Origin of the sequence: Acetobacter sp. AN02, from assembly GCF_029759835.1 — a bacterium.
In the GTDB taxonomy this organism is placed as follows: domain Bacteria; phylum Pseudomonadota; class Alphaproteobacteria; order Acetobacterales; family Acetobacteraceae; genus Acetobacter.
In genome coordinates, this window is sequence record NZ_JAJJND010000068.1 from 1 (window position 1) to 13,115 (window position 13,115).

A 13,115-nucleotide genomic window follows, 5' to 3' on the forward strand; every position below is an offset into this window, starting at 1 on the left:
GCTCATCATCGATCGTGAAATGTATAAGTGGCGTCACCTGATCGAGAACTTCTTTTGTAAACTCAAGGAATTCAAACTCATCGCCATGCGTTCAGACAAGACAGATCAAAGCTTCAGCGCGATGATCTATCTCACCGCAGCTGTTATCCATTCACGATGAATCCCCACAGACCTTACACCGATCCGGAAGCCGGCAGCGAACATAGCTGTCACGTCACCTATCAGCTGCCGGAAAAAGAAAAGCAGCAGAAAAATCTGCTTATCGAAAAAGATATGATCTGCCAGCCGGACCCGGAAAAATCATCCTGAGATAGTTTCAGGCCGTATCCCATCTTGCAGCAGCCCAGTCGTCTGCTTCTCTTGCATCAACCCAACTGCCTGCCCCGTCCTCATAGTGCTCTTTCTTCCAGAAAGGTGCACCGGTCTTGAGGCGATCAATCAGAAAACGGACTGCATCCAGAGCCTCTGCACGATGTGCTGATGCCGTCAGGACAAGCACGATCCGCTCGCCAACGTTCATGCAACCCACGCGATGGATGACCGTGCAACCTGAAAGTGAGAAGCGCCCGACAGCTTCCAGAACGAGGCCTTCGAGAATACGCTCTGTCATGCCCGGATAATGCTCAAGCGTCAGGCTTTGAAGTCCGCTGCCACCACGGACAACGCCGACAAACGCTCCCAGTCCTCCTGCACCCTCACCGGATCGTTGCAGCAGGTCCGAAATCTCCTGGCCCGTATCAAAATCAGTATCAGAAACCAGAATACGCACCGATGCCATATTATATCAGCCTCCGGTCATCGGAGGAAAAAACGCGACCTCATCACCGGGATTCACAATCGTCGCTTCATCGGCAAGACGCTGCCCTACCGCAACACGGATCGTGCCCGGCACGGAAAAAGCCGCCTCTACCACGGGATCTGCTGCACGCAGACGTGCAAGAAGATCACCTGCCGGAAGGGGTTTTTCCAGATCGATCCAGTCTGACGCGCGCCCCAGCCGTTCCCGAAGTGCGGCAAAATAAAGTACTGTCACCATATGCCCGATATGATCCGACTGACCGCCTCCTGCAAGGACCGGCTCACTCGACGGTAACCGATTTTGCCAGATTGCGCGGCTGATCAACGTCCGTGCCCTTACGGACCGCAACCTCATAAGCCAGCATCTGCAGCGGAATGACCTGAAGGATCGGCGCGACAAATGTATCGACACGCGGCAGGGCAATCACCTGCTCCGCCACAGCTTTCAGGCGAGGAGCTCCTTCTGTATCCGTAAAGGCCAGAATCCGTCCGCCACGTGCCTTTGCTTCCTGCAGATTGGAAAGCGTCTTCTCGAACAGAGGCCCGGACGGCACGGTCACGATCACCGGAACGGTCCGGTCGATCAGAGAGATCGGACCGTGCTTCATCTCGCCTGCAGCATAGGCCTCCGCATGAATGTAGGAGATTTCCTTCAGCTTGAGCGCACCTTCCTGTGCAATAGGGAACAGGCTGCCGCGCGCCATATAGAGGATATCCCGTGCCTCCGCGACGACCTCCGCCATCCTGCGGATTTCCTCTCCCAGCAGGAAAGCCTCCGTCGCCCTTGCCGGAAGATCGATCAGGGCAGAGACAAGCTCCTCCTCCCGCTTCTCATCAAGTGTCCCGCGGGCACGGCCAAATCCGATGGAAAGACAGGCAAGAACCGTAAGCTGCGTCGTAAATGCCTTGGTGGATGCAACTGAAATCTCAGGCCCGGCTGCCGTGCCGAGCACAACCGCGCTCTCCCGTGCCATCGTGCTGTGCTCGACATTGAGCACCGACAGGATCGGCAGCCCCGCACGCTTCAGAGAACGCAGCGCCGCGAGCGTATCTGCCGTCTCTCCCGACTGGGAAATCAGAAGCCCCAGAGACCCGGGCATCAGCGGCGGCTCCCGATAGCGCAGCTCACTGGCCACATCGATATCCACAGGCAGCCGTGCAACGCTCTCCAGCCAGTAACGCCCTACCGTTCCGGCATAGAATGCCGATCCGCAGGCCGTGATGACAGCACGGGAAACCTCCGCCGGATCAAACGGCATATCCGGCAGAACCACACGCCTCCGCGCCGGATCAATCAGACGCTGCAATGTCTGCCCGATCACCAGAGGGTGCTCATGCAGCTCCTTTTCCATGTAATGCCGGTAGCCATCCTTGCCGATGGCTCCGGCAACGAGCGCCGTGGTCTGCACCGGCCGCGCGACGGCCTCACCGGCCTCATTGAAAAACTCCGCTCCGTCACGCGTCAGAACAGCGCGATCCCCATCCTCAAGATAGGCAATCCGGCGGGTCAGAGGCGCCAGAGCCAGGCTGTCTGAACCAAGGAACATCTCTCCCTCGCCGTATCCCACGGCAAGAGGCGCACCATGCCGTGCACCGATCAGAAGCCCGTCATGCCCGGCAAAAATCATCGCCAGAGCATAAGCCCCCTCCAGACGACTGATGGCCTGAAAAGCAGCCTCCTTCGGTGAGAGACCCTGCTGCAGATGGAAATCCACCAGTCTGGCAATGGTCTCACTGTCCGTTTCGGTCTCGAAAACCTGCCCAGAGGCTTCAAGCTCCGAGCGCAGCGCCTCGAAATTCTCAATGATTCCGTTATGCACGATCGCAACACGTCCGGTCCCGTGCGGATGCGCGTTGTTCTCCGTTGGCGCGCCGTGCGTGGCCCAGCGCGTATGGCCAATCCCCGTCGTGCCGGTCAGAGGGCGGGCTTCCAGAATTTTTCCCAGGTTATCCAGCTTTCCCGGCGCACGCTGCCGCCTGATCTGCCCCTCATCCAGAGTGGCGATCCCTGCCGAATCATAACCCCGGTATTCCAGACGCCGCAGCCCCTCGAAAATGATCGGTGTCGCCTGACGATGACCGGTAACACCACAGATTCCGCACATCAGCCTTCTTCCTTCTTTTTCTTCAGCAGGGCGCGCAGTTGCGCGCCCTGCCCGGGCTTGTTGATCTGACGCGCACGCCCGATCGCCAGCGCATCCTGCGGAACATCATCCGTAATGATGCTCGACGCCGCAATCAGAGCTCCGTCGCCGACGGAAACCGGAGCAACAAGAATGGAGTCCGAGCCGATAAACGCACCCGCCCCGATCTGCGTACGGTGCTTGAGGTAGCCGTCATAGTTACACGTGATCGTGCCTGCTCCGATATTCGTCCCTTTTCCGACAGACGCATCACCGAGATAGGTCAGATGGTTCGCCTTCGCACCCTCCGCCATCTCGGTTGCCTTCAGCTCAACGAAATTGCCGACATGAACGCCGCGGGCCAGAAGCGTTCCCGGGCGCAGGCGCGCATAAGGGCCGACCATACATCCCGGGCCGACCTCACATCCTTCCAGATGACTGAACGCACGGATCTCCGCTCCGCTGCGAACCGTCACGCCCGGACCGAATACGACGTGCGGAGCCACCGTCACATCCTGCTCCAGGCAAGTATCATGCGAGAAAAACACCGTCTCCGGCGCCGTCAGCGTCACCCCTGCCTCCATGGCCGCACGACGGAAACGTGTCTGTATCACGGCCTCCGCCTCCGCCAGCTCGACACGGGAATTGATACCGCGCAGCTCCTCCTCCGGTGCCTCGACGGCACGGACAGCCACACCATCCCTGCGGGCAAGCGCCACGACATCCGTGAGGTAATATTCTCCCTTCGCGTTATTATTATCGATCTGCTCCAGCCAGCGGCGCAGATCATCAGCCCGGGCACAGATCACCCCGGCATTGCACAGCGGAACGGCACGCTCCTCTTCCGAGGCATCCGCCCATTCCACGATCCGTTCCACCATCCCGTCACGAACGATCACCCGGCCATACCGGCCCGGGTCAGCCGGTCGCATGGCCAGAAGCGCCAGGCCGGTATGGCCGGAATTTCTCGCCTGCAGCAGGCGCTCCAGGGTCTGCGGAAGAATCAGAGGATTATCAGCATAGAGGATCGCAACATCCCCCTCACCAAAACATGCAGCCGCCTGTCGTGCCGCGTGTCCCGTGCCGAGACGATCCGTCTGCACGACAATCTGCGCCTCAGGCCCGGCCACGGCCGCCACATCGTCCATATCCGGCCCGGTCACCACGACAATACGGTCGAACTGCTCCCGGACCGACGCCAGAAGCGTTGCCAGCATGGGGCGGCCGGCCAGCGGCTGCATGGCTTTGGGAAGCGCCGATTTCATACGGGTGCCAAGACCGGCAGCGAGGATTACAGCAGTTGCGGAATGTGATTTCATGAGGTCAAGCCGGTAGGACAAGGGGCTGACGCTGTCAAACCCGGAGACGTTCCTGCTCTGTCACATCTGATTACGGTTTTTACAGGACGAGAGAAAATGACACTACCCGTAAAGCTCGCCGTGTTCGACCTGGACGGCACACTGATTGACTCCCTGCCCGATCTTGCGGATTGCGGCCGGGTATTTCTGGCTGAAGCCGGCCTGGGAACAGTCTCTGATGCTCAGGTCCGTGCCATGATCGGGGACGGAGTTCGCGTCCTGGTCAGACGCCTCCTGACCCATGCCGGGCAGAATCCGGATGATGCCACGCTTGATACAGCCACCGCGCGCTATATGGCGCTTTACACCCCGCGCGCCTCACGCCTGTCCCGCCCCTTCCCCGGCATCATCGAGGTGCTGGAAACATTCAGGCATAGCGGCATCGCCATGGCGGTCTGCACCAACAAGCCCGCTCTCCCGGCTCAGGACATACTCAGGGCATGCCATATAGAAAAATACTTCTCGGCCATCTGCGGGGGCGACACGTTCCCTGTCAGAAAACCCGACCCGAACCATGTGCTCGGCACAATCGCAGAGGCGAAGGGACAGCCGGACACCTCAGTCATGATCGGAGATTCCATCAACGACGTTACGGCTGCCAGGAAAGCCGGAATACCCTCCGTCTTTGTCACATGGGGCTACGGCAACGCCGATGCCGCCAGCGGCGCGGACAGGATCATCTCAGATCCGCATGAACTTATCGCGCTTGCCGGCTGACCCGCACGGTCAGACGATATCGAGGCCGATATCCAGAGCACGGACACTGTGCGTCAGCCAGCCAAGCGAAAGCACGTCCACTCCACTCTCTGCAACGGAGCGGGCCGTCTCCGGCGTGATCCCGCCAGAGGCCTCCGTCACGGCCCGCCCGTCCACCATCCGCACGGCCTCCCGCAACTCCTCCGGCGTCATGTTGTCGAGCAGGAAAGCATCCGCTCCGCCACAGGCCAGCGCAGCCTCAAGCTGGGTGAGTGTATCCACCTCAAGCTCAATGCTCATCAGATGCCCGGCCCGCTCCCGCGCAGCCGCAAGTGCCGTCTCCACATTCCCGCCCGCAAGCGCGATATGGTTGTCCTTGATCAGAATCGCATCATCCAGACGATAGCGATGATTCGAACCGCCACCGGCCCTGACGGCATATTTCTGAACGGCCCTCAGCCCCGGCAATGTCTTGCGTGTGCAGCAGACCCTGGCCCCGGTACCGGAAATCGCATCCGCGACCCGGCGCGTCACACTCGCGATCCCACTCAGATGGGACAGCAGATTAAGCGCCGTACGCTCGCCGCTCAGCACCGTTTCGGCACGTCCCTCGACAACCGCCAGGATATCACCCGGCACGATCCTCTCACCATCCGCCTTGTGAGACGTAAAATGCACCTGCGGGTCCAGCAGCGTGAAGGACAGACAGGCCCCGTCAAGCCCGGCAACGACACCGGGCTCACGCGCCCGGAAAGAAGCCCGGAGCACCTGTCCCGGCCGCATCAGGGCCTGGCTTGTCACATCCCCGCCCGCGCCCAGATCCTCCAGCAGGGATGCACGGACAACAGGCTCCCACAGCAGCCGCGACAGAGCAGGCACGGACATCACCATTCTCCTCAGACCGCCAGCATCCGCTCGACCGCAAGACGCGCCCGATCCGCCACATCGTCAGGAATCGTGACCTGTGTCTCCATCGTCTCCAGAGCACGCCGGATACCGGCCAGCGTGATACGCTTCATGTGCGGGCAGAGGTTGCACGGCCGGACAAACTCCGTCTGCCGGAACTGTGCCGCAAGATTGTCGCTCATGGAGCATTCCGTCACCAGAAGAACCTTTTCAGGCTTCTTCTCCGCAACATACTCAATCATCTGCGCCGTCGATCCCGAATAATCTGCTTCCGCGACAACCTCAGGCGGGCATTCCGGATGCGCGATCACCGTGACGCCAGGATGCAACCTGCGATACTGCCGGATTTCCTGCGGCGTGAACTGCTCGTGAACCTCGCAATGTGCAGGCCATGTCAGCATCTCGATCCCGGTCTCGGCACCGATATTCCGGGCAAGATACTCGTCCGGGATCATGATCACACGCGGCACGCCAAGACTCTCGACCACCCGGCGCGCATTGCCTGACGTACAGCAGATATCACTTTCCGCCTTCACATCCGCAGAACTGTTGACGTAGGTCACGACCGGCACACCCGGATAGGTCTGCTTCAGCATCCGGACATTCTCAGCCGTGATCCCCTCCGCCAGAGAACACCCGGCACGATCATCCGGGATCAGGACGGTTTTCTGCGGATTGAGAAGCTTTGCGGTCTCGGCCATGAAATGGACGCCTGCCATGACAATGACATCCGCCTCCACATCCTGTGCAACCCGGGCCAGCGCAAGACTGTCTCCGCGGATATCGGACACGCAGTGAAAAATCTCCGGCGTCTGATAATTATGTGCAAGGATCACGGCGTTACGCGTCTTTTTCAGGCGCAGAATCGCCTCAATATCGTCGGCATAAAGACGTTCCCAGTCCTCCCGGCGCATAAGGCGCGAAACAGGCCCGTAGAGATCATCCCGGATATCCGGGGGAGAAATCGTTGCTGACATGGCATTCTATCCTGCACAGACAATATGCTCACAGCGAGTATATATCCTGCTCCCGTCAGGCAAACGTTTTCTGATCCTCCGGCCCGCTCATGCCGGGAGGTCACGCGCTCCGCATTATTACCCTTTGCAAAAAATCATTCAAAAACAGGCATCATCTTTATTTCTGCAGAGGATATGAACGAAACTTCACTCTCTTCACGTTCAGGACATCTCCACGCATCAACCCTCATCTTGAATCTCCCTAGCCTCCTGCTACACGACAGAAGGCAGAACACATACGCCGTCGTCAGGCGGTATGGCGGACGGAAGATGAAAGCGGCAGCACTCTGCGAAACGGAACTGGTAGCCGTTCTGGTCAGCCTTGAATCACAGATGCCCTGCGTCGTTACGATACAGGAGGGCACGGCGCTTCCCTCAGGACCGCTCACGTCAGACCACCGCTCACTCCAGCGCAGTCTCAGACTTCAGGTCGAGCAGCAGACGGGCCTTCGCCCGGGCCATACCGAGCAGCTCTACACATTCACGGATTCCTCTCTGGGAACAGATCCGCGAAAAGTCCGCATTTCCTATATGGCCTGCCTTCCCACCAGCGTGTCCCCCTCTCCCGAACGCTGCGGTCTGTATGACTACTTCCCCTGGGAAGACCGCAGACAAAACGCAGTTCCGGCTCAGCTCATCGCTGCCATCCGGTATCTGCGCAGCTGGGCTGGACAGGATGAAACCCGCTGGCAGAGATGCGCTGCCACATTCGGGCTGGACGGACACAGCTGGAACGATGAACTCGCCCTCGCCCGCTATGAACTGATGTGGGAAGCAGGGCTGGTCCGCGAATCACTCGCAGCAGGACAGCCTCTGCCGGAAGACAGGCCGATGCTGCACGATCACCGCCGCGTTCTCGCCACCGCACTCTCCCGGATCCGTGCCCGGATTCGCTACACGCCGATGGTTTTCGATCTGCTGCCTGCGGAATTCACCCTTCTGCAGCTACAGAGCGCAATGGAGGCTCTCGCCGGGCGGCTGATGCACAAGCAGAACTTCCGCCGCCTCGTTCTCCAGCAGAATCTGCTGTCCGAGACAGACAGGTTTGATGCCGCAGGCCCCGGCCGCCCCGCGCGACTGTACCGGTTCCGGCAGGAAGCTGCCCAGGACTGCTATCTCGCGGGAGCAAAAAAACCGCTCTCCGCACTCCGCTGACCGATCAGGGTGAACCGAAAACCGCTCCGTCTTCCACTGAACTTTTACTGAGAATGATCGTCATACGGCCAGTTTTGGGATGGTCAAACTCGATACGCACGGCCTGCATACCCGCACCCGGCACATCCTGAAACCAGACCATACCTCCATGCGGTTCACTGAGCTGCTGCCTGTGCCGGCTGTCCTTCACAAATCCCGCAACCTGATAACCGGAAAAAGCGCAGCGCAGCCCGATCCCCGTACGATCATGCGGCGCCTCCGGTACGCTTCCCTGCCCGTCCGTCCGGAAAGTAAAACGGCTCAGGCGCAGACCATCAAATATGGAAAATGTCTGATCACAACGCCCCGTCGTCCGTACCTGCCTCAGAAGCTGCACAAACGCCGAGAAAACATTCGTTCCCTCAAGACGCAGAGCCTCCGGAACGATTTCCCGATCATTCTCAGGCGGCGTGACAGAAGCGTAATCCGGCTTCCCGTCCGTATAGCGAATCGTCACACGCCGGTCCTCGCCACGAGACCTGCCGGAACTTTCATAAATCTGCGGAACCGCCACGTTCCCCCTGAATATTCCTTTCGCAGAACTCGCCACGTTCAGCTTCATGAACAGAGAAACCACACCACCGGCCCGCGCCTGCGATGTAACACTGTAATCATGATCGGTCATGGTCATGACGATGTCTTCATGCGCGGCCTCAAGCCAGTGAGAATACAGCGTATAGGACAGATGAACGCTCTGTGGTTCCTGAGCCTCCGCCACCGGCACCGCGAGAATCACCAGACTTCCCAGCACGGTATTCCTGATCAGACTGGACATGCGTGACATCAGTTTCCGCCCGAAAATCTCGATGTCAGAAAACCCTGTGTTTTCTGACGGGCACGCAATTCTCCGTACCCTGTAAAAACGGAAACGCGGCCCCGAGGAGCCGCGTTCCCTTCTGTCGTATCCGCAAAAGGATCAGACGGAATAATACATCTCGAACTCAACCGGATGCGGGGTGTGCTCGAAGCGATACACATCCTGCCACTTGAGATCGATATAGCTCTCGATCTGATCCTTCGTGAACACGTTTCCTGCAAGCAGGAACTCATGATCAGCTGCCAGAGCCTCAAGAGCCTCACGCAGGGAGCCGCAGACCGTCGGAATCTGCTTCAGCTCCTCGGGCGGCAGATCATAAAGATCCTTGTCCATCGCATCGCCCGGATGGATCTTGTTCTTGATGCCATCAATACCGGCCATCAGCATCGCAGCGAATGCCAGATACGGATTGGCCGTCGGGTCGGGGAAGCGGACCTCAACGCGCTTGGCTTTCGGGTTTGTCGCAAACGGAATACGACAGGAAGCAGAACGGTTGCGGGCAGAGTAAGCCAGCAGCACCGGAGCCTCAAAGCCCGGAATCAGGCGCTTGTAGGAGTTTGTGGAAGGGTTCGTGAAGGCGTTCAATGCCTTGGCGTGCTTGATAATACCGCCGATGTAGTAAAGCGCCGTATCGGACAGATCTGCATAACCGTTACCGCCAAAGGTCGGCTTGCCTTCCTTCCAGATGGACTGATGGACATGCATGCCCGAACCGTTATCGCCATAAATCGGCTTCGGCATGAACGTCGCGGACTTGCCATAGGAATTGGCAACGTTGTGGATCACATACTTGTAGATCTGCATGAAATCCGCAGAACGGACGAGTGTGTCGAACTTCGTGCCGAGCTCATGCTGAGACTGCGCCACCTCATGGTGATGCTTCTCGATCGGCAGACCCATCTCACCCATGGTGATCAGCATCTCCGCACGCAGATCGACCTCGCTGTCGATCGGGGCGACGGGGAAATATCCGCCCTTGATGCCCGGACGATGACCGAGATTTCCTTCCGGAAACTCTTTCAGGGAGGCATCAGGCCCCTCAATGCTGTCGAGCTGATACTTGCCGTAATTCGGACCTGTACCGAACAGCACGTTATCAAAAATGAAGAACTCAGCTTCCGGACCGAAGAAAGCCGTATCGCCCAGACCCGTGGATTTCAGATACTGCTCGGCAAGCTTCGCCGTGGAACGCGGATCACGGTTGTAGAACTGGCCCGTGCCCGGATCGATAATGTCACAGATCAGAATGAGCTGCGGACGCGCGGAGAACGGATCCATCACAGCCGTGGTCGGATCAGGCAGGAGCACCATATCGCTCTCGTTGATCGCCTTCCAGCCGGCAATCGACGAACCGTCGAACATGAAACCCTCGACGAACGTATCTTCCTCGATCGTGGTGATATACTGCGTGGTGTGATGCCACTTGCCCTTCGGGTCGGTAAAGCGCAGGTCAACCAGCTCGACCGAGTGCTCCTTGATCAGATCGAATACCTTCTTGACCGCGGCAGAGTTATCCGTGGTGGAACCAGTCTCTTTCTTCGCCATATGCCTCACCTGTTCAGTTAGGGAACGCCGGCCCGTAAACCGACTCCCCGGGAAACACCTGTGTATCGGACGAACCCCGGCCCGCCCGATACGGATCAGATCGCGTCGTCTCCGCGCTCACCCGTACGGATGCGGATCGCGTCTGCGATCGGAATGATAAAAATCTTGCCATCGCCGATCCGTCCGGTACGTGCGGCAGCACTGATGGCTTCCACGGCACGCTCCGCCAGATCATCTGGACAGACCACCTCAATTTTCATTTTCGGCAGAAAATCAACGATATACTCAGCTCCGCGGTAGAGCTCCGTATGACCCTTCTGGCGACCAAATCCCTTGGCCTCCGTCACCGTAATCCCCTGAAGCCCGAGCTCATGAAGAGCATCCTTCACCTCATCGAGCTTGAAGGGCTTTATGATGGCCTCAATCTTCTTCATACCGCGCTGCACACCCGAACAATGCTCCTCAGAACTCCGGCACGGGCCGGAATGCCTCCGCAGCAGCACATTTCAAGGAATGCGCTGAATTGGACTGCGTTAAGGAGATTTGCACGGGTTCGTCCGCAGGGCAATCGGGTTGACAGCGAAATAATCCGGTATCGTTGCACTATCGTAAACTTCCTCTCCGCCATGCAGTCAGGAATTGACCGGCACCTCTTCCTGACGCTTAGCTGTCAGCCCCTTTCCGGCTCAGCTTTTCGGTAAATTGTGAAACCTCTCAACACCCTCCTCTCCGCCCTGCCGACCACGATCTTCACGCAGATGTCCGCTCTGGCCCGTGAATACGACGCCATCAATCTCGGCCAGGGTTTCCCCGATACGGAAGGCCCGGCGGAACTTGTGGAGATTGCCTGCGCCGCGCTGCGCGACGGGCGTAATCAGTATGCCCCGCTCACAGGGCTGCCCGAGCTTCGCGAGGCCGTTGCAGGCTGCAATCAGCGATTCTACGGCCTTTCCGTTGATCCGAACCGGGAAGTCATCGTCACATCAGGCGCAACGGAAGCCCTTGCTGCCTGCATTTCCGCCGTGACCAGTCCGGGGGACGAGGTGATCGTTCTGGAACCGGCCTATGACACGTATCTGCCCTTTCTCCGGCTTGTCGGAGCCGTCCCCGTTCCCGTCCGCCTCAGCCCGCCGGACTGGTCCCTCCCCCGGGAAGCGCTGAGCGCCGCCTTCAATGAGCGCACGAAGGCGATTCTTCTGAATTCACCCATGAATCCATGCGGAAAGGTTTTCACGACAGAAGAACTCGAATTCATTGCCGGACTGGTCCGTAAATACGACAGTTTTGCCATCTGCGATGAGGTCTACGAGCACCTGGTCTTCGACGCGCCGCATATCCCGCTCATGACCTTGCCCGATATGAGAGAGCGCTGCATGAGAATCGGCAGTGCCGGAAAAAGCTTCTCCTTCACCGGCTGGAAAATCGGCTACATCACAGCCCCGTCTCCGCTCGCGGAGGTCATCGCAAAAGCCCACCAGAATCTTACCTTTGCCACAGCCCCGAATCTGCAGCGCGCCGTTGCAGCAGGTCTGAACAAAGGTGAGGCGTTTTTCGGGGAGCTGGCCGAAGGGCTGTGCGAACGCCGCGATCTGCTCGCAGCGGGCCTCAGGAAATGTGGCTTCGGCGTGCTCCCCTGCAACGGCACCTATTTCATCACCGCAGATATCAGTGGCCTTGCCGACGAAGAAGACGATCTCTCTTTCTGCCGCCGAGTCACCATTGAAGCGGGCGTGACAATGATTCCCGTCTCTGCGTTCTGCGATCCCTCAGCAGGCACGCCTCCCACGCGCTATGTCCGATTTGCCTTCTGCAAACAACCGGCGGTCCTCTCCGAGGCCATCCGCCGTCTGGAGGCATATTTCCACTGACAACCCGTTGACAAGCACTCGGAATTTCTTCTACGAGACGTCCCGCTGTGTGGCGGACGTAGCTCAGTTGGTAGAGCGCCGGTTTGTGGTACCGGTGGTCGCGGGTTCGAGTCCCGTCGTTCGCCCCAGCATATTCTTCCCCTTGAAAATCAATAACTTATAGAGGAAAGCATAATAGGGCTGTAGCCGTGCGTCATAGGTCTAGCGTCATACCCAAGCGAAGCGCCAAAGCTGAGTATGACATGCAGAACATAACCAAAAGAGCTAGGTGTTTAGTCCCGTGTTTTGATGGGGTATTATTTTCACGCGAGTGGAAGGAAGCCTTATGGGACAGATACGTCATGGGAGCGCCACGACTACGCACGCCGTGCGAGCAGCACTACAGCGATCGCAGGCTTCGCTCGCGACGCTGAGCAAGGAGTTCGGGGTCAACCCGAAAACAGTTGCAAAATGGCGGAAGCGTCAAACGGTTGAGGATCAGAAGACAGATCCTAAAGAGCCGCGCTCAACGGTTCTCTCTGAGACGGACGAAGCGATGATCGTGGCGTTTCGCCGGCATACGTTGCTGCCGCTGGATGACTGTCTTTATGCCCTGCAGGCCAGCATCCCTCATCTGACACGCTCGGCTCTGCATCGCTGCCTTCAGCGCCACGGGATATCCCGGCTTCCGGATATCGAGGGAGACAAGCCCGGACGACAGCGTTTCAAACGCTATCCGGTAATCCCCCCATAAAAAGAGTGGCTTTTGGATGAGAATTTTCTCAGCGTGAGGATGAGGAGATTCTGATGAAGAG

The 13,115-nt window shown here is 58.6% G+C and carries 12 protein-coding genes, 1 tRNA gene and 2 pseudogenes; 6 read left to right on the forward strand and 9 right to left on the reverse strand.

Annotated elements, in window-relative coordinates; all coding sequences use genetic code 11:
• A pseudogene (locus tag LOC54_RS08735) lies at nt 1-160 on the forward strand (IS5/IS1182 family transposase); the annotation flags it as partial.
• 156 nt (nt 161-316) lie between these two features.
• Here LOC54_RS08735 and LOC54_RS08740 read toward each other — a convergent pair.
• Genes LOC54_RS08740 through glmU form a run of 4 tightly spaced genes read right to left on the reverse strand, consistent with a single transcriptional unit; the run spans nt 317 to nt 4,240 of the window.
• A complete protein-coding gene (locus LOC54_RS08740; protein WP_279313432.1) occupies nt 317-778 on the reverse strand; it encodes a molybdenum cofactor biosynthesis protein MoaE in 462 nt (153 codons plus the stop codon).
• Between the two features lie 6 nt (nt 779-784).
• Nucleotides 785-1,036 carry a MoaD/ThiS family protein gene (locus tag LOC54_RS08745; RefSeq protein ID WP_279313433.1) on the reverse strand — a complete coding sequence of 84 codons (252 nt, stop codon included), beginning with the start codon at nt 1,034-1,036 and terminating at the stop codon, nt 785-787.
• Nucleotides 1,037-1,079: 43 nt separating this feature from the next.
• On the reverse strand, nt 1,080-2,903 hold the full coding sequence (gene glmS, locus LOC54_RS08750; RefSeq protein WP_279313434.1) for a glutamine--fructose-6-phosphate transaminase (isomerizing): 1,824 nt from the start codon (nt 2,901-2,903) through the stop codon (nt 1,080-1,082).
• Nucleotides 2,903-4,240 (reverse strand): bifunctional UDP-N-acetylglucosamine diphosphorylase/glucosamine-1-phosphate N-acetyltransferase GlmU, encoded by a 1,338-nt coding sequence (glmU, locus tag LOC54_RS08755; RefSeq protein WP_279313435.1) that lies wholly within the window; start codon nt 4,238-4,240, stop codon nt 2,903-2,905. Before glmU ends, glmS begins: the two co-directional genes overlap by 1 nt.
• 96 nt (nt 4,241-4,336) lie before the next feature.
• Here glmU and gph point away from each other — a divergent pair, with 96 nt between their 5' ends.
• Nucleotides 4,337-4,996, forward strand: a complete 660-nt coding sequence (gph, locus tag LOC54_RS08760) for a phosphoglycolate phosphatase (RefSeq protein ID WP_279313436.1) — start codon at nt 4,337-4,339, stop codon at nt 4,994-4,996.
• Nucleotides 4,997-5,005: 9 nt separating this feature from the next.
• Here the strand turns inward: gph and nadC are convergent, their stop codons facing one another.
• Both nadC and nadA read right to left on the reverse strand, forming a co-directional pair.
• Nucleotides 5,006-5,860, reverse strand: a complete 855-nt coding sequence (nadC, locus tag LOC54_RS08765; protein ID WP_279313437.1) for a carboxylating nicotinate-nucleotide diphosphorylase — start codon at nt 5,858-5,860, stop codon at nt 5,006-5,008.
• Nucleotides 5,861-5,871: 11 nt separating this feature from the next.
• The gene (gene nadA, locus LOC54_RS08770; RefSeq protein WP_279313438.1) at nt 5,872-6,858 is read right to left on the reverse strand and encodes a quinolinate synthase NadA; all 987 of its coding nucleotides are present in this window, start codon (nt 6,856-6,858) and stop codon (nt 5,872-5,874) included.
• 309 nt (nt 6,859-7,167) lie between these two features.
• Here nadA and LOC54_RS08775 point away from each other — a divergent pair, with 309 nt between their 5' ends.
• Nucleotides 7,168-8,052, forward strand: a complete 885-nt coding sequence (locus LOC54_RS08775; RefSeq protein ID WP_279313439.1) for an NrtR DNA-binding winged helix domain-containing protein — start codon at nt 7,168-7,170, stop codon at nt 8,050-8,052.
• Nucleotides 8,053-8,056: 4 nt separating this feature from the next.
• On the opposite strand, the gene LOC54_RS08780 is transcribed toward LOC54_RS08775, so the two are convergent.
• From LOC54_RS08780 to LOC54_RS08790, 3 genes are all read right to left on the reverse strand, one after another.
• Nucleotides 8,057-8,866, reverse strand: a complete 810-nt coding sequence (locus LOC54_RS08780; RefSeq protein ID WP_279313440.1) for a DUF3108 domain-containing protein — start codon at nt 8,864-8,866, stop codon at nt 8,057-8,059.
• 141 nt (nt 8,867-9,007) lie between these two features.
• Nucleotides 9,008-10,453 carry a type I glutamate--ammonia ligase gene (gene glnA / locus LOC54_RS08785; protein WP_279313441.1) on the reverse strand — a complete coding sequence of 482 codons (1,446 nt, stop codon included), beginning with the start codon at nt 10,451-10,453 and terminating at the stop codon, nt 9,008-9,010.
• A 95-nt stretch (nt 10,454-10,548) separates the two neighbouring features.
• Nucleotides 10,549-10,887 carry a P-II family nitrogen regulator gene (locus LOC54_RS08790; protein WP_279313442.1) on the reverse strand — a complete coding sequence of 113 codons (339 nt, stop codon included), beginning with the start codon at nt 10,885-10,887 and terminating at the stop codon, nt 10,549-10,551.
• Between the two features lie 267 nt (nt 10,888-11,154).
• Here LOC54_RS08790 and LOC54_RS08795 point away from each other — a divergent pair, with 267 nt between their 5' ends.
• The 3 genes and pseudogenes from LOC54_RS08795 to LOC54_RS08805 all read left to right on the forward strand — a co-directional run.
• Nucleotides 11,155-12,321: an aminotransferase gene (locus LOC54_RS08795; RefSeq protein WP_279313443.1), complete on the forward strand. Its 1,167-nt coding sequence runs from the start codon at nt 11,155-11,157 to the stop codon at nt 12,319-12,321.
• Nucleotides 12,322-12,373: 52 nt separating this feature from the next.
• Nucleotides 12,374-12,449: transfer RNA gene (locus LOC54_RS08800), tRNA-His, on the forward strand.
• Between the two features lie 197 nt (nt 12,450-12,646).
• Nucleotides 12,647-13,042 (forward strand): annotated as a pseudogene (locus LOC54_RS08805) (IS481 family transposase); the annotation flags it as partial.
• Nucleotides 13,043-13,115: the final 73 nt, after the last annotated feature.